Annotated in this window: 20 protein-coding genes and 1 pseudogene; 16 read left to right on the forward strand and 5 right to left on the reverse strand. The window is 58.5% G+C overall.

Translation table 11 applies throughout. The annotated features are described in order from the left end of the window. Positions 1 to 46 precede the first annotated feature (46 nt). The gene (locus BCY88_RS03120; protein ID WP_120342833.1) at positions 47 to 1,192 is read left to right on the forward strand and encodes a branched-chain amino acid ABC transporter substrate-binding protein; all 1,146 of its coding nucleotides are present in this window, start codon (positions 47 to 49) and stop codon (positions 1,190 to 1,192) included. Positions 1,193 to 1,259: 67 nt separating this feature from the next. Further along, positions 1,260 to 3,968 (forward strand): alpha-ketoglutarate dehydrogenase, encoded by a 2,709-nt coding sequence (gene mdeB / locus BCY88_RS03125; protein WP_120342834.1) that lies wholly within the window; start codon positions 1,260 to 1,262, stop codon positions 3,966 to 3,968. Between the two features lie 165 nt (positions 3,969 to 4,133). Here the strand turns inward: mdeB and BCY88_RS03130 are convergent, their stop codons facing one another. The 4 genes from BCY88_RS03130 to BCY88_RS03145 are packed head-to-tail and all read right to left on the reverse strand — an operon-like array spanning position 4,134 to position 7,322. After that, entirely contained in the window at positions 4,134 to 5,348 is a 1,215-nt protein-coding gene (locus BCY88_RS03130; RefSeq protein WP_120342835.1) for a pyridoxal phosphate-dependent aminotransferase, read from the reverse strand. Next, positions 5,345 to 5,995: a 4-carboxy-4-hydroxy-2-oxoadipate aldolase/oxaloacetate decarboxylase gene (locus BCY88_RS03135; protein WP_120342836.1), complete on the reverse strand. Its 651-nt coding sequence runs from the start codon at positions 5,993 to 5,995 to the stop codon at positions 5,345 to 5,347. The genes BCY88_RS03130 and BCY88_RS03135 overlap by 4 nt, the downstream gene beginning before the upstream one ends. Beyond that, positions 5,992 to 6,657, reverse strand: coding sequence for an RraA family protein (locus tag BCY88_RS03140; protein ID WP_120342837.1), 666 nt, complete (start codon positions 6,655 to 6,657; stop codon positions 5,992 to 5,994). The genes BCY88_RS03135 and BCY88_RS03140 overlap by 4 nt, the downstream gene beginning before the upstream one ends. Then, entirely contained in the window at positions 6,654 to 7,322 is a 669-nt protein-coding gene (locus BCY88_RS03145; protein WP_120342838.1) for an RraA family protein, read from the reverse strand. Before BCY88_RS03145 ends, BCY88_RS03140 begins: the two co-directional genes overlap by 4 nt. Positions 7,323 to 7,426: 104 nt before the next feature. On the opposite strand from BCY88_RS03145, the gene BCY88_RS03150 reads away from it, so the two are divergent. From BCY88_RS03150 to BCY88_RS03210, 13 genes are all read left to right on the forward strand, one after another. Beyond that, positions 7,427 to 8,329 (forward strand): LysR family transcriptional regulator, encoded by a 903-nt coding sequence (locus tag BCY88_RS03150; protein ID WP_120342839.1) that lies wholly within the window; start codon positions 7,427 to 7,429, stop codon positions 8,327 to 8,329. Positions 8,330 to 8,997: 668 nt separating this feature from the next. Then, positions 8,998 to 9,372, forward strand: coding sequence for an HAD domain-containing protein (locus tag BCY88_RS03155; RefSeq protein WP_183081261.1), 375 nt, complete (start codon positions 8,998 to 9,000; stop codon positions 9,370 to 9,372). 405 nt (positions 9,373 to 9,777) lie between these two features. Continuing rightward, the gene (locus BCY88_RS03160) at positions 9,778 to 10,782 is read left to right on the forward strand and encodes a LacI family DNA-binding transcriptional regulator (protein ID WP_120342841.1); all 1,005 of its coding nucleotides are present in this window, start codon (positions 9,778 to 9,780) and stop codon (positions 10,780 to 10,782) included. A 1,087-nt stretch (positions 10,783 to 11,869) separates the two neighbouring features. Continuing rightward, on the forward strand, positions 11,870 to 13,039 hold the full coding sequence (locus tag BCY88_RS03165) for a UxaA family hydrolase (protein ID WP_120342842.1): 1,170 nt from the start codon (positions 11,870 to 11,872) through the stop codon (positions 13,037 to 13,039). 143 nt (positions 13,040 to 13,182) lie between these two features. Next, on the forward strand, positions 13,183 to 13,503 hold the full coding sequence (locus tag BCY88_RS03170) for a UxaA family hydrolase (RefSeq protein WP_220669649.1): 321 nt from the start codon (positions 13,183 to 13,185) through the stop codon (positions 13,501 to 13,503). Between the two features lie 145 nt (positions 13,504 to 13,648). Then, complete coding sequence (locus BCY88_RS03175; RefSeq protein ID WP_220669650.1) at positions 13,649 to 14,959, forward strand: MFS transporter; 1,311 nt, start codon at positions 13,649 to 13,651, stop codon at positions 14,957 to 14,959. A 317-nt stretch (positions 14,960 to 15,276) separates the two neighbouring features. After that, positions 15,277 to 16,476 carry a porin gene (locus BCY88_RS03180; protein WP_404935670.1) on the forward strand — a complete coding sequence of 400 codons (1,200 nt, stop codon included), beginning with the start codon at positions 15,277 to 15,279 and terminating at the stop codon, positions 16,474 to 16,476. A 45-nt stretch (positions 16,477 to 16,521) separates the two neighbouring features. Then, the gene (locus tag BCY88_RS03185; protein ID WP_259461221.1) at positions 16,522 to 17,628 is read left to right on the forward strand and encodes an aldo/keto reductase; all 1,107 of its coding nucleotides are present in this window, start codon (positions 16,522 to 16,524) and stop codon (positions 17,626 to 17,628) included. Positions 17,629 to 17,670: 42 nt separating this feature from the next. Beyond that, on the forward strand, positions 17,671 to 18,009 hold the full coding sequence (locus BCY88_RS40790) for an L-rhamnose mutarotase (protein ID WP_120342845.1): 339 nt from the start codon (positions 17,671 to 17,673) through the stop codon (positions 18,007 to 18,009). Positions 18,010 to 18,120: 111 nt separating this feature from the next. Continuing rightward, entirely contained in the window at positions 18,121 to 20,085 is a 1,965-nt protein-coding gene (locus BCY88_RS03195) for a right-handed parallel beta-helix repeat-containing protein (protein ID WP_120342846.1), read from the forward strand. Between the two features lie 340 nt (positions 20,086 to 20,425). Further along, on the forward strand, positions 20,426 to 21,292 hold the full coding sequence (locus BCY88_RS03200; RefSeq protein ID WP_120342847.1) for an amidohydrolase family protein: 867 nt from the start codon (positions 20,426 to 20,428) through the stop codon (positions 21,290 to 21,292). Positions 21,293 to 21,343: 51 nt separating this feature from the next. After that, positions 21,344 to 22,081 carry an SDR family oxidoreductase gene (locus tag BCY88_RS03205; RefSeq protein ID WP_120342848.1) on the forward strand — a complete coding sequence of 246 codons (738 nt, stop codon included), beginning with the start codon at positions 21,344 to 21,346 and terminating at the stop codon, positions 22,079 to 22,081. Positions 22,082 to 22,166: 85 nt separating this feature from the next. After that, the gene (locus BCY88_RS03210) at positions 22,167 to 23,039 is read left to right on the forward strand and encodes an ureidoglycolate lyase (RefSeq protein ID WP_120342849.1); all 873 of its coding nucleotides are present in this window, start codon (positions 22,167 to 22,169) and stop codon (positions 23,037 to 23,039) included. Positions 23,040 to 23,213: 174 nt separating this feature from the next. Here BCY88_RS03210 and BCY88_RS03215 read toward each other — a convergent pair. After that, positions 23,214 to 24,391 (reverse strand): annotated as a pseudogene (locus tag BCY88_RS03215) (tyrosine-type recombinase/integrase). A 159-nt stretch (positions 24,392 to 24,550) separates the two neighbouring features. Between BCY88_RS03215 and BCY88_RS03220 the strand changes: the two are divergent. Then, positions 24,551 to 25,576, forward strand: coding sequence for a DNA-binding protein (locus BCY88_RS03220; protein ID WP_120342850.1), 1,026 nt, complete (start codon positions 24,551 to 24,553; stop codon positions 25,574 to 25,576). Positions 25,577 to 25,931: the final 355 nt, after the last annotated feature.

Here is a 25,931-nt window from a genome sequence, read left to right on the forward strand (position 1 = left end):
TGCTGCACGTCATATGCGAAGACTCGAGACGGAACAGAGGAATGGTATGAACACCAGGATTCAGGAAATGTTGTCGATCGGTCTTGCGATTTCTTTATCCGGCGGCATCGTAACTGCGGCGTCCGCGGACGAAGTCGTCAAGATCGGTCACGTTGCGCCATTGACCGGTGGCATTGCGCATCTGGGGAAAGACAACGAAAACGGCGCGCGCCTGGCCGTTGAAGAAATCAACGCAAAGGGCCTGACGATCGGTGGTCAGAAAATCACGCTTGAGCTCGATGCACAAGACGACGCGGCCGATCCGCGTACCGCGACCCAGGTAGCGCAAAGGCTCGTGGACGACAACGTCGTTGCGGTAGTCGGGCATTTGACGTCGGGCACTTCGATTCCCGCCTCGAAGATCTACAGCGACGCAGGTATCGTGCAAATTTCACCATCGTCGACAAATCCGGCGTACACGCAGCAGGGTTTCAAAACAACCTACCGGGTCGTGGCGACCGATGCGCAGCAAGGACCGGCCTTGGCCAATTACGCAGTGAAAGAACTGAAAGTGAAGAGCGTTGCAATCGTTGACGACTCCACTCAATACGGCCAGGGTCTCGCGAATGAATTCGAAAAGACCGCGAAGTCGCTGGGTTTGAACGTGATGTCGCACGAGGCAACGAACGACAAGGCTGTCGACTTCCGCGCGATCCTGACGAAGATCAAGGGAGAGAATCCCGATGCGATCATGTACGGCGGTTCGGATGCCACAGGAGGGCCATTTGCAAAGCAGGCGAAACAACTGGGCTTGCGTGCGAAGGTTCTGGCGGGAGATGGTTTATGTACCGACAAGCTGTCCGATCTGGCCGGCGACGCTACCGACAATGTCATCTGTTCAGAAGCGGGGATGGCGCTGGAAAAAATGGTGGGCGGCAAGGTATTTGAAGCGAAGTACAAGAAACGCTTCGGGCAGCCGATCCAGATCGATGCTCCGTTTGCCTATGATGCTGTGTATATCATCGTGGATGCGATGAAGCGCTCGCAATCGATCAGTCCGGCAAAAATTCTCGCAGCCATGCCGGATACGGACTACCACGGCGTCGTTGGGGAAACGACCTTTGACTCGAAAGGCGATCTTCGGCATGGCGTGATCTCTCTCTATGTCTTTAAGTCTGGGAAAAAGACGTTGCTCGATGTGGTGAAGATGTGAGCGTCGTGCCCCGAACGTCGCTTGCCGTCGTCGCGAGCATTGATCTGTACCCGCATGGAGTAATCGTATGACGAATATGTCGAAGAATGAGCAATCGATCCTCGCCAGTGTCCCGACAAAGGAAGACTACGATCCGCAGGAGACGGCGGAGTGGCTGTCGGCGTTGGACGATGTCGTCCATCATGTCGGCCGCGATCGCGCGCAGTATCTCTTCGACCGACTGGCTTCGCACGCGCTCGCCAACGGAATTGCGACTGCCCGCGCGAGCGTAACGCCCTATACCAACACCATTCCCGTCGAGCAGCAGCCGCCGTATCCGGGCGATATCGGCATTGAAGAAAAGCTCGCCGCCGCGCTGCGCTGGAACGCCCTGGCCATGGTCGTGCGGGCCAACCGGGCATACGGCGAATTGGGCGGTCATATTGCCAGCTACGCGTCTGCCGCCGATCTGTTCGAGGTCGGCTTCAATCATTTCTTCCGTGCGGCAAACCACGAGACCGGCGGCGACCTGGTCTATTTCCAGCCGCACTCGTCGCCGGGCGTGTATGCGCGCGCCTATCTCGAGGGTTTTCTCGACGAGAAGAATCTTGAACACTACCGGCAGGAAATCACGGGTCCGGGGCTCTGTTCCTATCCTCATCCATGGCTGATGCCGGACTTCTGGCAATTCCCGACCGGCTCGATGGGGATCGGTCCGATCAATTCGATCTACCAGGCGCGTTTCATGCGCTACCTGCACAATCGCGGTCTCGCAAAAACCGAAGGACGCAAGGTGTGGGGTTTCTTCGGCGACGGCGAGATGGACGAACCCGAATCCATCGGCGCGTTGTCGCTCGCGTCCCGCGAAAGTCTGGACAACCTGGTGTTCGTGATCAACTGCAATCTTCAACGGCTCGACGGGCCGGTGCGCAGTAACGGCCGGATCATCGACGAACTCGAGGCCCAGTTCACCGGCGCGGGTTGGAACGTCATCAAGGTGGTATGGGGTTCGGATTGGGACGAACTGTTCGCGCGCGATCGCACGGGCGCGCTGCTTCGCGCGTTCAATCACACGGTCGACGGCCAGTTCCAGACGTTCTCCGCGAATGACGGAGCCTATAACCGCGAGCGTTTCTTCGGCCAGAACCCGGAGCTGGCGGCGCTGGCCGCGCACCTGAGCACGGACGACATCAACAGCCTGCGCCGTGGCGGCCACGACGTGCGCAAGCTTCACGCTGCGTACGACCGCGCGCTCAAACACAAGGGGCAGCCGACGGTCATTCTCGCGAAGACGATGAAGGGCTTCGGCATGGGTTCGATCGGCCAGGGACGCATGACGACGCACCAGCAAAAAAAGCTCGACATCGATCAACTGAAGGCATTCCGTGACCGTTTCCGGTTGCCGCTGACGGACGAGGAGGTCGACCAGGTGCATTTCTACAAGCCTGCAGATTCAAGTCCGGAAATGCGCTACCTGCATGAAAAGCGCGCCGCGCTCGGCGGTTATCTGCCGCGCCGTCGTAAAGCCGCGTCGCGGCCTCTCACGGTGCCGGCGCTGTCGTCCTGGGGGCAATTCGCGCTAGATTCGAACGGCAAGGAAACGTCGACGACGATGGCGATCGTCCGGATGCTGACAGGCTTGCTGAAGGATTCGTCGCTCGGATCTCGTGTGGTGCCGATCGTCGCGGACGAAGCGCGCACGTTCGGTATGGCGAACATGTTCCGACAGGTCGGCATCTACTCGCCGTTGGGTCAGCTCTATGAGCCGGAGGATCTTGGGTCGATGCTCTACTACCGCGAAGATACCGGCGGCCAGATCCTGGAGGAGGGTATTTCGGAAGCCGGCGCCGTATCGTCGTGGATCGCGGCGGCGACGTCGTACAGCGTGCACGATACGCAGATGTTACCTTTTTACATCTATTACTCGATGTTCGGTTTTCAGCGCATCGGTGATCTTATCTGGGCGGCCGCGGATCAACGCGCGCGGGGTTTCCTGGTGGGGGCGACGTCGGGCAGAACCACGCTCGGCGGCGAGGGTCTGCAGCACCAGGACGGGAGCAGCCTGCTGATGGCGTCGACGGTACCGAACTGTCGCGCCTACGATCCGGCATTTGCCTACGAGATCGCGATCATCGTCGACGAAGGCATGCGGCAGATGATCGAGCAACAGCGGGATGTCTTCTACTACCTGACCGTCACGAACGAGAACTATGCACAGCCGTCGCTCGTCGACGAAAAACAGGTGCGCGAAGGCGTACTCAAAGGCATGTATCTCCTCGACCCGGCGAAACGCGATACGGCTCAAGTTCAATTGTTGGGCTCCGGCGCCATCCTTGGCGAAGTCCTTGCAGCCGCCGAGATGTTGAAGGAAGACTGGCACATCGACGCAGCGGTGTGGAGCGTGACGAGCTTCACCGAACTGCATCGGGATGGCGCGGCGGCGGAGCGCGGTCAACGGTTGTTCCGGGACGGGCCGCAGGCGACGGCGTATGTCACCTCGGCACTCGATAACTCCAGAGGTCCAGTGATCGCGGCAACCGACTACGTGCGCGCGCTGCCGGAACTGATCCGTGCCTATGTGCCGCGCAAGTACGTCACACTGGGCACCGATGGGTTCGGCCGCAGTGACACGCGTGCCGCGCTGCGGGCGTTTTTCGAAGTCGACCGCGCGTCGATAGCGCTGGCCGCATTGAAAGCGCTGGTTGACGAGCGGAGCATCGATTCAAGCGTGCTGGTCGAGGCGGGCAGGAAATACGGCAAAGAGGACAGCAACCGCGTGGAACCCTGGCTGAGGTGAACGCATCCGCCGCGGTGTCGCCCAGTGGGCGCACCGTCGGCAAGACAAGTTCCAAACAGGCCAGGCGGCTCAAGCCACGTGAACTGAACCGTATTAAGCGGCAGCAGACAGCCGCTTTCTCACGCTGGTACGAACCGATGTACCGCTTTGCGCCGGTTCGTCCCGTTACCGGACGGCAAGACAAAAGGTCCGAATCGACTCGCAAGCCTTGGTGAGCGACGCATCGTCGAGTGCGTAGGCGATGCGAATAAACGGTCCGAGACCGAACGCGCTGCCGTGGACGACAGCGACACCGGCCTCGTTCAGCAATGCGACGGCGACATCTTCATCGCTATCGAGCTTGACGCCGGCTGCGCTGGTACGCCCGATCAGACCCGCACACGAGGCAAACGCGTAGAAAGCGCCGGCCGGTAGAGCGCAACTGAGACCGGGGGTGGCATTCAACGACGCGACCATCATGTCCCGGCGACGTTCGAACACCTCACGCGTTTCGCGCACGAAGTCCTTCGGTCCGGTCAGCGCAGCCAGTGCCGCATGCTGCGAGATCGAACAGGCAGCGGAGGTCTGCTGACCCTGAAGTTTCTCCATCGCTTCAAGCAGCCAGCGAGGACCCGTGGCGAAGCCGATGCGCCAGCCCGTCATTGCGTAGGCCTTCGACACGCCGTTCATGGTCAACGTCCGCGCCTGCAAACGCGGTTCGACTTCGGCGATCGTGTGGAATACCGCTGCGTCGAAAATCAGGTGCTCGTAGATGTCGTCGGCCAGCACGTGTACATCCGGGTGATCCAGCAGCACTTCGGCGAGCGCAAACAGTTCGTCACGGGTGTAGACCGCGCCGGTCGGGTTCGACGGCGAGTTCAGGATCAGCCAGCGCGTGTGCGGCGTGATCGCCTGGCGCAGTGCGTCGGGCGTCAGCTTGAAGCCGCTCCCGGCGCCGCACGATACGATAACGGGCGTCGCGCCCACCATCTGAACCATCTCAGGATAGCTAACCCAATACGGCGCGGGCACGATCACTTCGTCGCCTTCGTTCAGCGTGGCGGCAAGCGCGTTATAGATGACCTGTTTGCCGCCGCTGCAAACGATGGTGTCCTGCCAGTCGACATCCAGCCCATTCTCGGTGCGAAATTTTTTGGCGACCGCTTCGCGCAGCGCACGGGTGCCCGCGACGAGCGTGTAACGCGTATGTCCGGCATGAATAGCGGCGATGGCCGCCTCGCGCACGTGCAACGGCGTATCGAAGTCGGGCTCACCGGCGCTCAGCGAGATCACGGTTGCACCGGACGCCCGGCGCGCCGCGACGAGGTCCATCATCCGGTACGTTGCGGACGGTTGCGCCTTGGTCTGGTGCACATTCAGAAAAGGACGCTCACCGCTCATTTCAGCGCTCTCCAGTGTGTGAGACCGAGCAGATCTAGCGTCTTCGCGCCGTTGGCGAGCTTCTGCATCATAGCCGCTTCCTTCGCCGCGCGTTCCTCGCCCGCCAGGATCGTACGCTCAGCTTCCGCCTGCGGAATCACGATAACGCCATCGTCGTCGGCCACCACCAGGTCGCCGCGGGCAACCCGGACGCCGGTAAAGTTGATCGGCTTGCCGACCGACGGCAAACTGGCCTTCACCGTGCCGCGCACGCTGATGCCGCGCGAGAATGCGGGGAAGTTTCGGGCACGCAGTGCCGCCACGTCCCGCACGCCGCCGTCGATGATCAGCCCGACCACACCGGCTGCCTCGGCGGCTACCGTCAACACTTCACCCCAGTAGCCAGCAATGAAGTTCGACGTGCTAACCACCAGAACGGCGCCACGCGGCACCTGTTCCATTGCGACGTGAATGCCCAGGTTGTCACCGGGCGAACACTCGAGCGGGAAGGCCGGGGCGGCGATGAAGGCGCCGTCCCAAACGCCGCGAATCTGCGGATCGGCCGCGCACGGCAGCCCGGACGCTTCGAACAGCGTGGAGCTGCCCAGCTTGCGGCAGCGCGCGGCGAAGTCGCCGGGCAACTGGCTTGTGAGCGATTCCTGACTCATGACGATTTCCGTTGCAGCGTGTGATAACCGAGGTTTTTGCGCGCCTCGCCCAACGTGTTGCCTTGGGACAGTTCATCGCGGATGCGTTGCTCGGTGACTTCGATCTGGTGTGCGGCGGCGGCCACATCGCGGGCGCGCACCCGCGGCACGACGACGACGCCGTTGGCGTCGGCAACCACGATGTCACGGGCACACACACGGGCCTGACCGATCGACACGGGTACGTTGATGCCGTCCACCTGCACGCGGTCCTTGCCGGTGCGCATGAAGCGCCCCCTGGTGAACATCGGATAGTCGTCGCCGAGTGCCTTGCCGACGTCGCGGCACACACCATCGATCACCGTGGCGCCGATTTTCCGCAGGCCCGAGTACAGGGTCATGATGTCGCCCCAGACAGTGCAGTCGGTGCGGCCGGCGTTGTCGATGACGACCACGTCGCCTGGCGCCACGTCGTCGAGAAAATCGCCGACGCTGCCGGCCGGCGTGCTCGCCGGAACATACTTGACGGTGAACGCGGGACCGACCACGACGCGTTGATAATCGGCCAGCGGCATGATGCCGAAGCATTGGCCCGGCAAGCCGAGCTTGTCCATCGCGTCGGACACGCCCGGCGTGTCAAGGCCCTCAAACAGGGCACACAGTTCCTGATCTTCCTGGTTCATTGCGCTTTGTTCTCCTTGATGGCGTCGAATTCCTTGTCGTGCATGACCTCAGCGACCGAGCGGCCGGCGCGCACTGCCTGCACCATGGCGTCCTGACGCCGTGCAATCCGTTCGCCCAGTTCAACGACTTCTTCGATGCGGCTGGCTGGAACGAACACCGTGCCGCACCGGTCGGCGATGACGTAGTCGTCTTCGCTGACCGTCACGCCGGCGAACCGGACCGCCTCGCCAGCGGAGAGCTGCGCGACGCGGTTGCGCGCGCTGATCATCGTGATGCCTCGTCCATAGACGGGGTAGCCGATCGATTCGCTGCCTTCGATGTCGCGGCTCACGCCGTCGATCACGGAACCGCGCACGCGTTTGTACTGCGCGGCGTTGGCGATGATGTCGCCCCAGCAGGAGATGCCGTCCAGACCGCCGGCAATGACCAGAACCCGGTCGTCGGTGTCGATCTCAGCAATCACCGGCGTGATGATGTGCGCCGCCGTTTTCGCTTCGGTTCTCGGGCCCAGCTGGATGGTGCTGGCGCGTCCGACGATTTTCGGGCAGTCCCACAGCGGCTGGATACCTACCGTTGCCCCGGCCAGACCGAGAAAATCCAGCGCGTCCGACACGGTGTTGGTGTCGAGGGTCGCGAGTCGATCGAGTAACGAGCGCTCCGTCATGACAAGTCTCAATGTGGTTGTGAGGAGGCCAGTCTCACATCTATAGTTCGATATGTATATTTTGAATTCCGGAATGGTTCGATACGCGGAGGCTATGGAAAAAGATGGTCAACTTTCGACTCGTTCGTCACCTGTGGCTCTTTCTGGCGGTCGCCGAAGAGGGCAATTTCGGGCGTGCCGCGCGGCGGCTCAATATGTCTCAGCCGCCACTTACCGAACAGATCCAGATACTTGAACAGGCTTTGAAGGTGAGGCTGTTTGAGCGCTCGCGAAAGGGCGCGCAATTAACTCCAGTCGGCGCAGCGATCCTGCCGGCGGTGCGAAAATTTGCCGATCAGCTCGAACGCCTCGAGTTCGCGGTACGGGAGGCCGTGGAGGGACATAGCGGACTGCTGACCATCGGCGCGATCACTTCGGCGATGGTGGACGTGTTGCCGCCGCTGGTCACCCGGCTCAAGGCCGAGTATCCGCAACTCACCATCTCCGTGCGCGAGATCGACAGTGCCGAAGCGGTGCCGGCGTTGCTTGCGGGGGATGTCGATCTGGCGTTTGCGCGTCTCGAGGGGGACCTGGCGCCGACCATCGAGTCGACACCGCTGAAGCAGGACCGCCTGGTCGTCGCCGTGCCGAGCGAACATCCAATGGCCAGCTTGACCCGCATCCGGTTAGCCACGCTCTCCAACGAGAACTTTGTCATGTTTCCGCGGCACGTCAGTCCGGTTTACTTCGACAGCCTGATCGCGGCGTGCCGCGCCAACGGTTTTTCTCCGCGTATTTTGCATCACGTGCGCTCGGTCGCGTCGCAGGTCGCCTTCGTCGCTTGCGGCCAGGGTATCGCGCTGGTTCCGGAGTCATTGCGCTCACTCGCTTCGGAGAATGTCGTGTTCCGTCCGCTGAAGGAAAACGTGAGCGTGGTGACTATCGCCATGGCCTGGAAAACCGATCGCGACAGTCCTCTCATTACTTCCGTGTTGAGTTCGCTAGGCCGCCGCCGGGCGGTGGCCTAGGGTGCGCTTATGTGTGCCGTCACGATACGCTGCCCGTATCGATTGCTTGGTTTTTTCGGTTAGGTGTATGGACCGAAGACATCCGGTCGCTATGTTGCGGGCACCGGCATGTGGGGGCTCGGGACGTGGTCCTTCAGTTGGGTTGGATCAACAGCGAACGTGTCTTTACTGCGACCGGATGGGGCGTTCCCGCAGACGATGAAGTCAATATGCTCGGTGTTTTGGCGCCAGCATCAGAATGCATGGCTTTCGAATCGTTTTCGATTCCGCCCGATCTGTCTGGAAGGCTCCTGCCACAGCTATTGGTTCCAGTTCGAACCGCTGCTGTGCTGCCCCCTCCATACAACGCCACTGACCACGCTCTGTCCGAGTTGTGCTCGCGTCGTGGGAAGCTATCGAGTCGGCCGCAATCTGTTCGCGACGCCGTTTAGATGTATCAAATGCGGAGCGTTTCTGGCGGGGGCACCGACGACCTTGGTGTCGCATACAGAATTTCGCGAACACTCGGATCAACTGTCTTCAGCTTTTCACTATCTCGATCAATAGGGAAACAGATCCGAGAAGTCTTTAAAGTCGCTTCATTTGTTCGCGAGGCAGAACCGGGATTGGTTACTCCGTCGGCCGCTACTTCAAGGATTGGCCAACGAGCTCGGTGCTCTGCCGGCTGGATGCACCTGTTCGAGCGGCGGTCCTGTTCTGGCATCTATCGGACGGTGCTACGCCGCTGGCGTCGACGGCTGACAACAGCACGCAATGAGTTGCCGATGGATCTGCGCAAGCGGGTAATCGGCTCGACCTGGCATAGCCAAATGATGAAATCGGCGTTCCTTGAAAAACCTCGCTTTTACCAGACTCTGGAATGCATAGCGCACGCGCACCCACGTCCTGCGCGATGGCTGGCGATAGACGATGATGACACTGGCTGGGCGAATACAAACCGCGATGTGCTCGTTCAGACCGGCGAAAAAACGGGCCTTGGTTCGCCAGCGGTAGTTAGCGAACTGCAGGAAAAGCTGGAGCTGCTCCGACACCCACCACCGTGAGAATCGATATCACGTTTCACCGGCGACGTCTCCGTGATCAACATGGGCAACCCGACACCGCCAGTCCCACCGAAGTTTGACAACGCGGGCGACGCGCACCAGGCCGATCTGGAAGCAGGCTGGCGCGCCGCCGCTCAGGGTGCGGCGTGCGCGTGGCGCGTGAGAGCGGAGCCTCGTGGGCTGTGCTGGACATAAAAGCTGCCGTGACTGATTGAGTACGCTGTGGCGCAGCAGCGTTAGTAGCATGGATGGCGATTTCATTGGCATCGGCACAGTATTTCAACCGGTTTCCGAATGGAATTTTGCGCTCCCGCGCAATTGCCGCTATTCTCGTATCGCGACTCCGGGAGTCTGGGAGTGGCTACCTAAATATCAAATTCACTTATTTACGCAAATAGCAAACCGATGGCTGACCTTCGCAGAACAAGGCTAAGTGATGTCGCCGCCTTGGCAGGCGTATCGACAATGACCGTTCAACGTGTGTTGCATGACCCGGAAAAGGTTGCGACTGCTACTCGTGAGCGTGTTCAGGATGTACTGCGCCAGACCAGTTATATCCCTGACCTTACGGCTCGTGGACTGGCCGCGCGCAAGACCAAGCTGGTCGCCGCAATTGTCCCTCTTCTCGCCAACGCACAGTCTTCCGAGACCCTTCAAGGTCTCACCGATGTGCTGACCCACCAGGACTTTCAGCTACTTGTCGGAGTTAGTAGATTCAATGTCGAAGAAGAGGAGACGCTGATATCGCGCTTTTTGTCACGCGGTGCCGATGCGTTTTTTCTGACCGGCACGTCTCATACCGCTGCCGCCGTCGAGATGCTGAAGCAACACGGCGTCCCTGTGGTAGAAGGGGTAAATTTGACCGAGCAGCCAATTGATATTCTCGTTGGATACTCTCATTTCCGTGCCGCGCGGGAGATAACACATCATCTGATGTCACGGGGATATTCATCATTGGGGTACATCGGTCCTCTGGAGAGCAGCAACGAAAGAGCGCGTGATCGCCATTTGGGATTCGAGCAGGCCTGTCTGGACGAGAACATCACAATTTCTCCACAGCTATGCAAAACTACCGAGCTTTCGATGGAAGCTGGGGCGAGAGCTATGGCGACACTCCTTTCCCAGTCGCCACGCCCGAGAGCTGTCTTTTGCGCGACGGATATTCTTGCCGCTGGTGCAATCTTCGAATGTCAGCGCCAGCGCATCGACATTCCTTCTCAAATCGCCGTCGCAGGATTCGACGATCTGGAAATCGCACGGCAGATCGTGCCTTCGCTCACCACGGTGAGGGTACCTCGATACGAAATTGGCCGGCTCGCTGCTGAGGCTATTGTCGCGCGTCTGTCAGACAAACCGGCGACGAGCATTACCGATGTCGGGTTTGAATTAGTGATCCGTGACAGTTCGTAAACAAAGTCGACCCCGTCAAGCGTTGTTGCCAGGATAGACGCGGCGCTTCCCTTCCAATGGACGCTGACGAGCTCAGTCGGACCGGTGAGGTTCATCGTGGAAATCGACATTCTCGGCTTCAATTTCACAAAACAGATCTTCCAGCTCCGTAAGGTCAATTACTGTGGACGGGCGGTGCGCGGAGCGAATGCCTCGTGTGGTCGACCCTTCGATTCTATGCGCTGCGCCATGCCCGGGGGAGCGTGACGGATGCATATGGCAACCCGCATCACTGACCCGGGGGCGTGAATTTCATCAAGACTGCGGGTGAGCCCCAGCTATCGTCCAACGACAAGCCGGATGGATGCAGACCATCCAGGATCACGAGCAAGAAGTTTGTGAAAGGCCGCGGCCCACGCAAGCGAATTCTCCGCTTGGTTGTTCAGTTCTGCCTCTGCGCTTCCGACGCTCAACGTTCAGGTTGAGTTTGCGATTGGCCACTGCTTTGCCGCGGCAGATTTCCGCCAGTACGTCGCGCGTCGCGCCGAGCGACAGCCAACCACCGCAGCGTTTCCTGCCACCAATCAGCACGGCTACTTCATCCAGGTGCCGCCTGTCGCCGCGTTCCAACGCTGTCGACTGGATGCGCTTTGTGATCGTCAGGCCAGCCTGTCTTGCTCAACACCACAGTGTTTGGTATGTGAGTTCGATCCTCCGTGCAGCCGTCATCTCCCCTACCGTAGGCAAACTCGGCGGGAAGCGGTTGTACAGCCGCCCGGCATAGCTGATGGTCCTGGACGAAAACCGATAGCGTCGAAAAAGAAATCGGGGTGACGGCCGATAGCAAAGCGGAGGCGGTCGCTTACTCGCTATCCGATCCTTTCACCGAATTCGTCTCCGACCGGGCCACATTCGAGGGCCTCGCTGATCGGGCCGGAAATTGTTTAATCGTGAGGTGATTCCTCCCATCGATCCGTGAAGCGAAAAAATCGCATTACTCCAATATTGAAGAAATAAGTATCATAGTTTGTACTAATGTTAGCGATAACAGTATGCGCTAACATTCGATTCATAGGCCAAGCGGGTCTTCCACGAATCGAGAACGAGCATGACCGAATCAGTTCCCAGGCGCGATTTCTTTGGATACTGCCGACCAGACGGGCAAGTTGGTATCCGTGATCACATTCTGATTTTAGGGATCAATGGCCTCGTAGCACGTGCCGCTGAACGCATCCACCAAGGCGTACCAGGAACTCTTTTGGTCGCTTCTCCCTTCGGCCGGGGGCAATATGGTGCAGACAAGGACGCACACAGGCGGCAGATGATTGGCTTGGCGTGCAACCCGAATGTCGCCGCGACGCTGATCGTCGGGGCAGACCGAATGGCCGCCGAAGAAGTGGCGCATCAGATTCCCGGGGGAATGGTGCAAATAGTCACACTCGACGATACAGGGCAAGATGCGCAGGAACTTGCCGCACGTGGAATACGGTGTGCGGCAGCTCTCGTCCGTAGCGCGTCACGAAATCGCCGGGAGCGAGTGTCTTCCAGCTATCTGTTTCTGGGCGTTGAATGTGGGCAATCCGACGCCACCTCGGGGCTTGTATCCAATCCTCTTGCCGGCATGGTCGTGAATCGACTGGTCGATCAGGGGGGGCGAGCCGTGTTTGGCGAAACCATCGAATGGCTCGGAGCTGAACATATATTGTCCGGGCGAGCTGCCTCGCCGCAGGTCGCTGAAGCCATTACGGCAGCTGTAGCGTGCAGGGAGGCCGCAGCAGCAGCGACTGGGGTGGATCTGACGGGCAACAACCCATCGCCGGAAAACATACGAGGCGGACTCAGTTCGATTGAGGAGAAGTCGCTCGGCGCGATCGCCAAAGGCGGTGTTTCGCCCATACGCGGTGTTCTGGAACTTGCAGAATCACCTTCTGCCCCTGGTCTTTACGTAATGGATGGGCCCAGTTTTACGCCGGAGTCGATGACGGGATTCGTCGCGGCCGGCGTACAGATCATGCTCTTTACGACAGGAGTTGGAAACAGCTACTGCAGCGCCATCGCTCCGACGATCAAGATTGGCGGGCGACCTGATGCCGTTCGCCGATTGACAACGCAGATTGACTTCGATGCGAGTCCCTTGTTTGATGGGCGTGAAAATTTCGATGAACTTACGGACGGGTTGTTTACCTTGCTTCTGGATGTTGCGTCAGGGTTCAAGACGTGGGGAGAGGTGTTGGGAGAATCAGGGGAATCGATCGTCAGGCTTCACGGATCGTTGTGATTTCTGAGTGAGCAACTGGACGATCACGAGGAGCAGGAGTTTGAATTCAATCCATGTAGTCGGTCGGCAAAGTCAGCAATAGCGGCTTCGAACAATGGTGCTGCGGAAGGCGAGTCGAAACAACGCATTAAGGAGTATTGATAGTGAGCGGACGAAGCATTGACGGCGCAACTGGCAGGCGAGCCGCGTTGGTGGTTCATCCTCGCGACAATGTAGCCGTTGCGTTGAGAGATCTGTGGCCTGATGAGGAGGTGCGTTTAGCGATTGACGGTGCGATACATCGCCTGATTGTCGCCGGCAAAATCGCGATGGGGCACAAATTTTCGATACACGCCATCGATTCGGGTGAGGTTATTCGAAAATATGGTGAAGCAATCGGCGTTGCAACAACTTCTATCGACGTTGGCGAGCACGTCCATGTGCATAACCTGACCAGTCAGCGAGCGCGTGACGCTCCGCGCTGAGATAGCTATTTCGCAGATAGTTTGGTTTTGCTTAACAGATTAAATTGCTTTCGGAACTCCGGCACTGAGCTCTTTCCAGATGCCTTGAGTCGCATACGAAGTCAAACTAGATAACAAGTATTTTACTGGATGGAGACAGAAACCGATGACAGCTATCGCCGTTAGCGCGCCCGAGCGTATGAGTCGAGCACTGAGATGGGCTCCGCGCCTTGTTGCATTTGGTGAGTTCATTGATGGTTATGATCTGCTTTGCATGGGTGCGGCATTGCTCTTCCTCAAGCCCCATTTTAATCTGGATGGTTCGACCATCGGATGGCTTGGTGCCATTGGCTTTTTAGGCAGCGCGCTGGGTCTGATCGTTTTTGGAGATATGGCGGATCGTTTCGGGCGCAAGGTTATCTTCGTGATCAATCTGGCCTGTTTTGTTATAGCTGCGCTCGCCTCTGCATTTGTTAGCAGCGTATGGGAACTGATGTTGGCGCGTTTCGTGATTGGCGTCGCAGTGGGGATGGACATTCCGACCTCACAGAGTTTTCTGGCCGAAATCGCGCCGGGCGAACGACGCGGCCGTCTGGCCGGATCGCTTCCCAACATGATGTGGTTAGGTGGTGCTATTGCAAGCGTGTTGATCACGATGGCCATTCAACCATACACCGGAGAAAACACGTGGCGCTGGCTGTTCGGTTTGGCCGCCCTGCCAGCTCTGGGCGTACTGATTGCCCGCCAGTACCTTCCCGAATCACCGCGCTGGTTGATCACACAAGGTCGCCTGGACGAAGCCCGCAAAATTACGGATGCACTGGGCTTGCCTATGCCGGCAGCGAAGTCAGCGACAAAGCGTGACTACCGGATATTGCTTTCTGGCCACCCATTGCGCAAGCTCGCTGCGACCACAGCCTTCTGTACGTTTCAGGCCTTTGCCGGTGCAGTCGCCACCATTGCAGGTCCATTGGTGTTTTCCACTGCCGGATTTCAGGTCGGTCAATCGTTGTACTTTGCACTCGGCTCATTCATTTTGGGCTTCATCGGCGTGGCGTTGGGTTCCCTGGTGATCGACAGGGTCAACCGGCGAACGCTGGGAATTGCTGCGTGTCTGTGCAATTTCGCATGCGGAGTCGGTATAGCTGTTCTTGGTACAAAAAGCGTCCCGGGCCTATTTTGCCTCTACATGATTTTTTCGATGATGTCGTGGTTCGGGCCGGCCACGCTTTCGTGGGTATGGTGCGCTGAGGCAGCGCCTACGCAACTTCGAGGCGTAGGGTCGGCTATCCCGCAATGCGCGATGCGGCTGGTCATTGCCCTGAATGTAATCATGACCCCTGCCCTGGTCGCGAGATTTGGTATCCAGGTGATTGGATTTTACGTCCTGAGTTACCTTGCAGCTGCGATCGTCATTGGCTGCTCTCCATTTCTGGACTCAGCCGGCGTTGAGCTTGAGGAAATGGACAGCGTTTAGCCACGGGGGTAGTTGGGTAGAGAAATTTTTTGTTTTTCAAATATATCGTATTCCTAACTGTAGAGAATATAGACATGCGAACAATCAAAAATAGGTGCTGGAACGGGGGATGCTTTATTTCGCCCTCGGATGCCGATTCAGATAGAAATGACCTGTCTGTGGTGCCGCTAGGGCAGAGTGCTCGTCAAACTTTCTCGCTCGTGATTCGGCCGCGTCAGCGAAGTCCTTTTCCCGATGGTGGATGTCGTCCTGGACGACCGCCCGACAGCAGCCGTGAGTATCCGCAGGTGAACGTCCACAATGCAAGCAGGACAAGTATCGGGCTGGCAGCCGTCGGTCTCCTCTCGATGCTCTTTCTTTGTCCGTCGGCATATGCCGAATCCAGCGTAACCCTGTTTGGTGTGGTGGACGCGGGGCTGGGGTACTCGAGTAATCTCGCTTCAGTTCTGTCCGCCGGACAGAGAGGTGTTCCTGCTGTCTATAGCGGCAAGCCTGCGTTCATCTTTACCAGTGGCACGTCACTGGGAAGCCGCTGGGGATTAACCGGTCGTGAGGATCTTGGGCAGGGGTTGTCCGCGGTGTTCTGGCTACAAAACGGTTTCGATGTCGGCACCGGTAAATTAAACCAGGGTGGTCGCGAATTTGGCATGCAGTCCTGGGTGGGGCTCGACAGTACGCGGTACGGGAAGCTAACGCTCGGCCGGCAGTATGATCCGATCGTCGACTTTGTGGGATCGATCGGTCCGTCGAGTTTCCTGACGGGAATGGCGGCTCACCCCGGTGATCTGGATAACATCGATAACCAGTCCCGCGAAAGCAATTCGATCAAATATACGACGCCCAATTTTTCCGGCTTCCAGTTTGGCGCGCTCTATGGCTTCGGAGGTCAGGCCGGAAGTGTTATCAGTCAGAGCACCTGGAGCCTTGGCGGCAAGTATGTCAGGGGGCCGATCGCGATCGGGGCCGCTTATCTGCTGGCGCACAATTCCAACGCCATTAACGGAAGCGGCTGGAACAATGCATATGACGGTACTTTTTCATCGTCAATCAACGTCGGCTTTCAGTCCGCGAAAACGATGCAGATTGTTGCTGCCGCGCTTTCATATCAGTTGAGTGCCGTGACCTTGGGTGTCTCGTACAGCAACACAGAATATCAGGCCGGCAATTTCTCACTATTCAAGAATAACGTTGACTTCAATAGCGGCGGCATCACCGCGGTGTGGCAGATTTCTCCCGCATTAAGGGTTGGCACAGGTTACAGCTACACACGGGGAAATTCGATCGCTGCGTCGCGTGCACCGAGCTATAGCCAGGTGAATCTGAGTTCGTTTTATTCGTTATCGAAGCGAACATTGCTATATGGCCTGATCGGCTATCAGCGAGCGAACGGCAACACACTGGACGCCTACGGCAATATCGTTCCCGCGACGGCTTCCATTGGTGACGTATCGAACGGATCTTCGTCTGCAGGTCCTACACAGGTATTAGTGCGCGTTGGTATGCGGCAAATGTTCTAACCCGCTACGACATCCTTTGATGGCTGGAACACAGAGAAACAGCAAATGAAAGAGATTGGAAATGTGCAGCCAATGCACACACGGTCACCATTCTCGTCGCGAGATCGGAATGAGGTTCGCATAGGGTTGGGTTGTGCAGGCATTGGTGGACTCTTCAGCGACGTCGATAATGCCCAGGCCCTGGCGACGATTGAGGCCGCCTGGCAACAAGGTATCCGCTACTTTGACACCGCGCCGTTCTACGGATTTACAAAAAGTGAGCGTCGTGTCGGCATGGCGTTATGTGAGCATCATCCGGATGAATTTGTCCTGAGCACGAAAGTGGGCCGACTACTACGACCGATGTCACCTGCCAGTCTTCACGGAACGCAAAGTCAGTGGACGAATCCGCCTCCCTTTATGCCGGTTTTTGACTACACCTATTCTGGCATCATGCGATCCTTTGAAGATAGCCTGCAACGGCTCGGAATATCGCAGATCGATGTGCTGTTTATTCACGACATTGGATTCGCAACGCATGGGGCCCTTCACGAGCATTACTGGGCGCAATTGGGTGAAGGCGGTTTTCGCGCGCTAGACGAATTGCGCAGCGCGGGTGTCGTACGGGCTATCGGAGCTGGAGTTAACGAGGGCCGGGTGGTCATCGATCTGATGCGGGTCTTCGATCTGGACTGTACGCTGCTGGCTGGGCGTTATACCTTGCTGGATCAAAGCGCACTTGACGCCGTATTTCCTGAGTGTCTGAAGCGCAACGTTGATATCGTGCTGGGGGGCGTCTTTAATTCCGGCATTCTCGCGCGTGGAGCTTCAGGCCAGGCAAGCGAAAATCAGGCGCCAGAGAGACTAACCTTCAATTATTCAACGGCTCCGGCGAGCATTGTTCACCGTGCCGCAAAAATAGAGCAAGTTTGTAGTGAGTATGGTGTTTCACTAAGAGCGGCAGCTATTCAGTTTGCCGGAGCACATACGGCAGTAAAGACCCTGTTGCTGGGCGCGCGAAGTCCCGAGGAAGTCCAGCAGGGGATGGAAGCATTTCGCGAGCCCGTTGAGAGGGGACTCTGGCAGGCCTTGGTCGACGAAGGTTTATTGCGGACCGATGCACCGCTTCCATCCGATCGTCAATTGATAGCGAACGTCACCTTGGAAAATTGATGGAGAGCAGATTTTCCTGGTGCAATTATATGAGGGCGAGCTGTGCGCTATTGTCTGACGCTTGATCTTCACCGTGATGAAGTTATATACGAAATATACGATCGATATCACGAAACCGTTTGGCCGGAGGTGCTCGATCATCTCCGATCCTCGGGAATTGAGGATATGACGATCTGGCGATATCAGAATCGACTTGTTATGTTGATTGAAGCGAATCGATATTTCAAGTTCGAGCATTCCGAAGTTGGGCCGGACACGCATCACCGGGTTGTAGCGTGGAGAGATGTAATGGGGGCTTTGCAGAGATCTTTGTCTGGCGAAGATCGGCCGGAATGGGAAAGAATGAAGGAAGTATTCCGTCTGAGTGAGCAGAATGGATGACGGCGTGAAATTAAAATTTAATAATCCTATTCGGTATTGGGCTGCTCAGAGTGGATGCAAGTGTTAATCAACTGGTGGTCAATTAACTAAAATTCTTACGGAGACAGCGAAATGAACAGGAAATCAGTGTTGTTGATATCTTTGTGCACGACCGCATTATCTTTCTGGGGAGGAGGTGGCGGAATTCTCAGCGTTGCAACGGCTGCGAGCGGTCCAATTCAGATCTATGTTTCGCCATCAGGTAGTGATACCAATAGCGGCACCTATGCTTCGCCGTTCCTGACGTTGGGGAAAGCCCAGCAGGCAGTCCGGGCAATAAACGGCAATATGCAAACCAATATTGGCGTTAACCTTGAGAGCGGGACGTATCGGTTGACCGCCCCCTTGACCTTTACCGCAGCAGACTCTGGAACAAATGGTTTCACCGTGGTCTGGGAGCGAGCTCCGGGCTCAACTGGCCCCGTTGTGATTTCAGGCGCCCAGCAGATCACTGGCTGGACGCAGCTACCCGACGGCAGGTGGCGTGCGGCCGCGCCGTCCGGCGTAACGGTCGCCAGACAGCTATCCGTTAATGGCGTACCTGCTATCCGTGCCTGGCAACCCATCGGTGCGGCATACAGGGTCACTCCAACGGGGCTGACGACCGCTGACCCCGCGCTTTCAGTGCTTGCTCACCCTCAGACTGCCGAAGTTGTTACCTTGCGCGCCTGGAAAAACAAGCGTTGTCCAGTCCAGGCAGTCAGCAGTAACAGCACCGGTGGGTTCACGATAACAATGGCTCAGCCTTGCTGGCACGACGTTAACATACAAACGATGGACGACGGCAGTCCATCGCGGCTCGAAGGTGCTGCCGAGTGGGTGGCCAATCAGGCTGGTACGTTTGCGCTTGATGCGGGCTATCTGTATTACCAGCCTCGCGTTGGCGAAAACCTGACGACTGCGGATGTTGAGTTGCCCGTGGTGGAAGGCTTGATCACTGGAGGGGGCGATCAAACCACGGCCCTCTCCCACGTCGCCTTCAGTGGCATTACTTTCAGTCTGTCTGCCTGGAACAGGCCAAGCACGAACAATGGGTACGCTGACGCGCAGGCGGGCGTGATCTTTAACGCAACGAGCCGCCCCGATCTTCCCGATACTGTTCCCCCTGTAACCACCGCAAACCCGACGCCGGAGCCGGTGAACGTCAATTTTTATGTTCAACGGCAACTGCATAATATGATTATGCCGGGAGCAATTGATCTCTCGTACGCCCGTAATATCACACTGAACAACGATACCTTCACGCAACTGGGTGCTGCGGCTGTCCATTTCGGATTGGGCGTGACGAATTCAGCCGTGACTCAATCCACGTTCACGCAAATTTCAGGTAGTGGTATCGAGGTGGGGGACGTAATCGATCCGGATTCGCATCATCCGGCTAATGCAGCGGAAATCGTTCAGGGAAATAGCATTACATATAACACCATCTCAAATGTAGCATCGCAATATACAGATGCTGTGGGTATTCTCGTGACGTATGCTGCAAATACGCTTATCGCTCATAATACCGTTCATGACTTGCCATATACGGGGATTTCTATTGGGTGGGGCTGGGGATTGCCTGACAATGATGTGGCGGAGACATTGAAGCATTATGGAATCTATGAGCATGGATATTTGCCGCAATATACTACCCCTACAACCAGCGCTGGCACCCAGGTTATCCATAACCTTCTTTATAATGTGATGCAGGTGCATCATGATGGGGGGGCGATTTATAGTCTCGGCTCCCAACCGGGGACGTTGGTGAACTGTAATTATATTCATGATGTACAGGTCGCCAGCAGCGCCCAGGGACCTTTTACTGCCTTCGGTCCTGGACCTTCGTCGGCTCTTTATCTGGATGAGGGAACTTCGTATGCGACATGGACAAATAATGTTGCAATAAATGTAGCCACGGAAATTGTTAAAGATCTGGACATCTCAGCCCAGCACGATACGGTTACCAATAATGCCGTTCTCTCATCAATGGCTACGGCAACGCCTGGTCAACTCACGATCATGCAGACAGCCGGTGCGAATAGTAACGGCAAGTAACTTCCAGTTCACGATTCTGCATGTATGACACGAAGCGTCCTTTCATCGCTGGCGGTGGATGGTACGAGGACCCGCAGGATGGATCCCCGTGACTGCTGCCAGCGAGCAAGCCGTCGGGCTGGTGACGACGGAGCGGTTCGCGGGCACGCGCGATGGTGATCGATCCGCGCTGCGAGCGCATCGGCTGAGACCTCAGCGCTCGGTGTGCCCAGCGTCGGATTGACGTATTAAACGGAGCGGAGGCGGTCGACGCAGATTGTCTGTCGATCGCGCAGCGGCGTGCGCTGGACGAGCGGCTGCTCGATCTGGCCATGCTTTACCTTGAGGACTGCCTACGGTCATGGCTGAATGTATCGATGCACACCAGCATTTCTGGGATCTGTCACGTGGCGACTATAGCTGGCTGACGCCCGCGCTCATACCGCTTTATCGATCGTTCGGACCGGCAGACCTCGCGCCGCTGCGCGCTGCGGCGGGCGTCGTGCGCACGGTGGCCGTGCAGGCCGCGCCGGCCGTCGACGAGACGCGTTACCTGCTGGCGCTTGCGCAGCAGGATGTGTCGATCGCGGGCGTGGTGGGCTGGGTACCGCTCCTCGCCGCCGACGCGCCAGAGACGCTCAATGAGCTCGCGCAAAACGCGCAATTCAAAGGCGTGAGGCCGATGCTGCAGGATATGCCCAACGACAACTGGATCACTAATCCGGCGCTTGCGCCCGCGATCGATGCGCTGATTGAGCGCGATCTCGCTTTCGACGCGTTGATCCACACGCGGCACGCGGCAGCGCTCGCTGTGTTCGCCGCACGTTTTCCGCGTCTGAGGATCGTCGTCGACCATGGCGCGAAGCCGCCGATCAGCGCGGGGCGCGACGCGTGGCAGCAGTGGGCCGAAGCTATTGCCAGGCTCGCCGCGCTACCGAATCTGCACTGCAAGCTATCGGGACTCGCTGCGGGGGCCGGAGCCGATTGGACGCCGGAAATACTCGCGCCGTCCGTCGGACATCTGCTTCATTGTTTCGGCGCGTCGCGCGTTATGTGGGGCAGCGACTGGCCGGTCGTCAATCTCCAGGCCAATTATGGGAGCTGGCGCGCCGTTTCTATCGAACTCACGGCCTCTCTCGGTGCTGCCGCCCAGGACGCGATCTTCGGCGGCAACGCAGCGACCTTCTATCAATTGCGATCCACAGACGCCGCGTTTCAGGGCCAGTGAGTGTCGTAGTACTCGTTATGCGTCACAAGTCTATTTATCGGGAGCTTCAGATTGGTACAACGACTCGCAGGAAAGACCGCGGTGATCACCGCGGCCGCACAGGGCATAGGCCGGGCGACGGCCGAGCGATTCGCGCGCGAAGGTGCGCGCGTAATCGCAACGGATATCCGCATCGACGGTCTGTGCGACCAGCCGTTCGAAGTGCGGCAGCTCGATGTGCGTGACGGCACGGCGATCGAGGCGCTGGCACGTGAGCTGGGCCCGATCGACGCGCTGTTTAATTGCGCGGGTTTTGTACACACCGGCTCGGTGCTCGACGCAACAGAGGACGAATGGGATTTCGCGTTCGATCTGAACGTGAAATCGATGTATCGGACGATCCGGGCCTTTTTGCCGGCGATGCTGGAGCGGGGGCGCGGGTCGATCATAAACATGTCTTCAGCGGCGTCGAGCGTGAAGGGCGTGCCGAACCGCTGTGTGTATGGCGCGTCGAAGGCGGGCGTGATCGGGTTGACGAAGGCGGTGGCGGCCGATTTCGTCGCGCAAGGAATCCGCTGCAACGCGATCTGTCCCGGGACGGTTGATTCGCCGTCGCTAGAAGCACGCATCGCCGAACAGGCCCAGCGAACGACCGTCGAGGCTGCACGCGCGGCATTCGTCGCTCGTCAGCCGATGGGGCGCGTCGGCACGGCGGAAGAAATTGCCGCGCTAGCGTTGTACCTGGCCTCGGATGAGTCGGGTTTCACGACCGGGCACGCGCATGTGATCGATGGCGGCTGGTCGAACTGAATTTTCGCGACGTGTGCGCACCGGAGCGACGCGATGCAGCCCGGATTCCTTACTTCGAATGTTTAACTGAAAGAGGTTGCCTGTCATGAAACTGCTTCGTTATGGCCCCGTGGGCGAGGAAAAGCCGGGACTGCTCGATGAAGAAGGGCGGATCCGCGATCTGTCAGGGCTGATTCCTGATATATGTGGGGACACACTATGTGATGCGAGCGTCGCGAAACTGCGCGACATCGACCCGGCATCGTTGCCGCTCGTATCAGGCGAGCCGCGTATTGGCGCGTGCATCGGACGAATCGGCAAGTTCATCTGCATCGGGCTCAACTACGCTGATCACGCGGCCGAGTCAGGGCTTCCCGTGCCGGCTGAGCCTGTCGTGTTCGCGAAATGGACGAGCGCTGTGTGCGGGCCGAACGATGACGTCGAGATTCCGTGCGACTCGGTCAAGACCGATTGGGAGGTCGAGCTCGGCGTCGTAATCGGTTGCGCGTGCAAGAACGTCGATGAGGAGGATGCGCTCGACTACGTCGCCGGCTATTGTGTCGTCAACGACATATCTGAGCGCGAGTGGCAGATCGAGCGTGGTGGGCAGTGGGACAAAGGCAAGGGCTTCGATACGTTCGGTCCGATCGGCCCATGGCTCGTCACGCGCGACGAAGTGGTCGATCCGCAGAAGCTCGAATTGTGGCTTGAGGTCGACGGACACCGCTATCAGAGCGGCAGCACGAAGACGATGGTGTTTACGGTCGCACACCTGATCGCCTATCTGTCGCGCTGCATGAGCCTGCAGCCGGGCGACGTGATTTCGACTGGCACTCCGCCGGGCGTCGGCATGGGGGTCAAGCCCTCGCCGGTCTACCTTAAGCCGGGGCAGACGATGTGCCTTGGCATCGTGGGACTAGGTGAACAGCGCCAGCGAACACGCGCTGCCGAGCGTGGTTTTGTTTGGGAAAGCAGGTAAATCTCTGGTGCTGAACTGCACAAATTGATCTCACCTACCTTGCAAAGGAACTCTCATGGCGCTTCATACGCTTGCAGGGAGAGTTGCCGTCAATGAGCAGCCTTCAGCACCCACAGCGATCACTTCAAGGTCTATGAGCAAATGTCGGCTCCTGCCGAACTTCAGCCGTCTGGACTACCAATCAATGCGATGCTTTTCATCGGTTTCACGATGACGACGATCGTCGTCCACGTGAAGGTACTGACTGGTGGTCGTGAGCGACGCATGTCCGAAGTTGTCGCGCACCAGTCGCAGATCAACCTGCTGATCTGCCAGGTGCGACCCCGCACTGTGCCGCAACCAGTGCGCTGACGCCTTTTCCAATCGATCGGCTCGCGGCACATGTGTGTCGCCGCGCGCGCGGAGCGCGTCCGCTGCACCGCTGAAAACCTGCTTGACGATGCGATGCAACCCGGCACGCGTCAACGGCTTGAGCGATTGCCCGATCGGCAGCACCAGGGGGTGTCTTCGCCCTGCAATGGAATCGCAGGCACCCCCCGTTCGCGACGGTATGCACCGAGCTCCGCCATCATTTCCTTGGTGGCCGGCACCAGCCGTTCCTTGTTGCCTTTGCCCAGCACTTCCAGCCACCAGAGATCTTCGCCGTTTGCATCGCGTCGATGGAAAAATCTCCCCATCGTGTTTTCGCCTACTTCCGTAATGCGCAGGCCGCCCAGATAGAGCAGGGTGAACAGCCAGCGCACGCGCGCGTAATGTTCGCGCTCGCGGTCCGTTTCTTTCGGCATCGCCTGAATCCACGTTTTGACCTCGATCCACAGTTCAGGCGACAGGTAGCGGGTGATCCGCGGCTTCGCGCGCCGCGCGCGCTGACGCGCCAGCGATAACGGATTGCCGGCCAGATACCCCGCCTGCACCAGCCACGCGAACATCACGTTGAGAATCACCATCGCCTGGCGCTGGCTGGACGCGGAGAGCGCACCATAAAACGGCCGCCAGCGCGTGTCGTTGCGCGGATGTTTGCGACCGCCACTGGAGCACCATCGCATGGCCGGTTGTGGATCGGCGAGAAAGTGCTGATAGAGGAGAAGATCTTCGTGAGTCAACGATGAAAGCGGCTTGCCCATCTGGAGGACGGACCAAAGCAGCAGGCGTTCGGCTTCCTTGCGGTAGTTGTCGAAAGTGGTTTTCGTATCGACAAAGCGGGCGAGCCACGCACGGATCGCGTCGAGATCGTTGCCGGCCGCGATCTGGGCGATGCCGCTTCGCGCGCGATTCCTGCCCGCGCTGCCGTCCAGTTCAGGCGGGATCGTCAGGCTTTCGATGGGCTGCGGAGGCAGCAGCAGGGCGGTCATGGGGTGGTTTGAAGCTGATAGGGGTGTCGTGCGTTTGCCGTAGTTGGTGACACGGATAATATCGACATTATAGTCATAATGTCAAAATATATCCCTGCATGGATTTAGTATTCAACGGTTTACGTTATATTATTTACTAAATTCACTGAAACCACTCCCATGTCCGACGTCCTGCCCGACGAAGCCCGCCTCGCCGCCGAAATCGACCGCCTGAAGGCCACATTCCCCAAAACCCGCGAGCTGTATCGCGAGGTCTGCGCGCTGCTGTTCTTCCGCTTTGGCATTACGCCGACCGCGAACCGGCTGTACCAGCTGGTGAAGCGCGGCAGCATGAGTACGCCGACTCAGGTGCTCAGTGAGTTCTGGGTTGAGTTGCGCGAGAAGAGCAGGGCACGGATCGAGCATCCCGATCTGCCGGCCGAGTTGCAGGCGGCTGCCGGGGAACTGGTCGCGACGCTGTGGACGAGGTCCACCACGGCAGCCCAGGCAGCGCTCGAGGCGCTGCGGACAGATGCCGAGGCGGAGAAAGCCAGCGCGCGCAACGAGGTGGCATCGCTGCAGGCCGAACTCGCGCGGACCGAAACGGCACTTGAGCAGCGCACCGGCGCGTTGCTGGCGGCACAGGTGCGCATCCAAGAGCTTGAGCAGGCGCAGGCCGCGGGGGAGGCGACGCGTCAGGCGCTCGAGACAGAAATCGTGCGGCAGCAGGATGAGATCGGTGCGAGTGACCGGGCACTGGTGCAGGCGAGGGCGGATTTTTCAGGTGAGCTTGAGAAGTTGCGCGGTAGCGCCGAGCTCGCGGAAGAGCGTTTGCGGGCGGCCGAGAAGCGGGCGCTGCTTGAGATCGAGCGGGAGCGGGGCGTGAGCGCACGGTGCCAGAAGGAGCTTGAGGCGGCCGCGCGCAGGGCGGAACAGGGTGACACCCGGCACCGGGAGGAAATCCAGGCGCTGCAGGTTCAGCTTGGCGACGCTCGTCATCGCGCAGGCGTCGTGGAGGGGAACCTGGAAGCGCTTCGCGGTTCGAATGCGGCATACGTCAAGGATCTCGACACACTGAGATTGCAACTCGCGACTACCGTCGCGAACCAGGCGGCGACGCGGAAGCGCCCGCTACCCTCCGTCGAGACCAGCAAGCCTCGCCGCGCTGCACCTAAGGTCGCGACAAGGAAGCGATCGCCATCCTGACTTCGGTGTCGGCCCCGTTACGTCGCTGGACCGATGCCATGCGGCGCTCGCCGCTGTGCCGCCAGGTTTTCTAAGGAAAATGTAAACCTCTGTCACTGTTACGCAACGCGTGTGGCTACGAAAACTAGTGAGCTCACCCTTGTCCGCGATGAGAAGGTGAACTTCTCGGGTCGGCCACTTTCGGTCAAGCGTGCGGCCGCCTACGGCCATGAAGAGACGATCGAGCTTTTCGTGAGGCCGTCTGAAATAGCACACATCTCGGTCATCCAGGAGCAATGCGATCAGACGACGTCCGCGCAGGGTATTATTTGCAAATTCTGTGTTGTTGACGTCAATCTGCAAATCCAAGTGCGCC

Source organism: Paraburkholderia fungorum (assembly GCF_003610895.1).
Lineage (GTDB): Bacteria > Pseudomonadota > Gammaproteobacteria > Burkholderiales > Burkholderiaceae > Paraburkholderia > Paraburkholderia fungorum_B.

Bases quoted from the DNA above. Each gene is read 5' to 3' on its own strand.
- BCY88_RS03120 (WP_120342833.1), top strand. From the start codon at position 47: ATGAACACCAGGATTCAGGAAATGTTGTCGATCGGTCTTGCGATTTCT.
- mdeB (WP_120342834.1), top strand. From the start codon at position 1,260: ATGACGAATATGTCGAAGAATGAGCAATCGATCCTCGCCAGTGTCCCG.
- BCY88_RS03130 (WP_120342835.1), bottom strand. From the start codon at position 5,348: ATGAGCGGTGAGCGTCCTTTTCTGAATGTGCACCAGACCAAGGCGCAA.
- BCY88_RS03135 (WP_120342836.1), bottom strand. From the start codon at position 5,995: ATGAGTCAGGAATCGCTCACAAGCCAGTTGCCCGGCGACTTCGCCGCG.
- BCY88_RS03140 (WP_120342837.1), bottom strand. From the start codon at position 6,657: ATGAACCAGGAAGATCAGGAACTGTGTGCCCTGTTTGAGGGCCTTGAC.
- BCY88_RS03145 (WP_120342838.1), bottom strand. From the start codon at position 7,322: ATGACGGAGCGCTCGTTACTCGATCGACTCGCGACCCTCGACACCAAC.
- BCY88_RS03150 (WP_120342839.1), top strand. From the start codon at position 7,427: ATGGTCAACTTTCGACTCGTTCGTCACCTGTGGCTCTTTCTGGCGGTC.
- BCY88_RS03155 (WP_183081261.1), top strand. From the start codon at position 8,998: ATGCACCTGTTCGAGCGGCGGTCCTGTTCTGGCATCTATCGGACGGTG.
- BCY88_RS03160 (WP_120342841.1), top strand. From the start codon at position 9,778: ATGGCTGACCTTCGCAGAACAAGGCTAAGTGATGTCGCCGCCTTGGCA.
- BCY88_RS03165 (WP_120342842.1), top strand. From the start codon at position 11,870: ATGACCGAATCAGTTCCCAGGCGCGATTTCTTTGGATACTGCCGACCA.
- BCY88_RS03175 (WP_220669650.1), top strand. From the start codon at position 13,649: ATGACAGCTATCGCCGTTAGCGCGCCCGAGCGTATGAGTCGAGCACTG.
- BCY88_RS03185 (WP_259461221.1), top strand. From the start codon at position 16,522: ATGAAAGAGATTGGAAATGTGCAGCCAATGCACACACGGTCACCATTC.
- BCY88_RS03195 (WP_120342846.1), top strand. From the start codon at position 18,121: ATGAACAGGAAATCAGTGTTGTTGATATCTTTGTGCACGACCGCATTA.
- BCY88_RS03200 (WP_120342847.1), top strand. From the start codon at position 20,426: ATGGCTGAATGTATCGATGCACACCAGCATTTCTGGGATCTGTCACGT.
- BCY88_RS03210 (WP_120342849.1), top strand. From the start codon at position 22,167: ATGAAACTGCTTCGTTATGGCCCCGTGGGCGAGGAAAAGCCGGGACTG.
- BCY88_RS03220 (WP_120342850.1), top strand. From the start codon at position 24,551: ATGTCCGACGTCCTGCCCGACGAAGCCCGCCTCGCCGCCGAAATCGAC.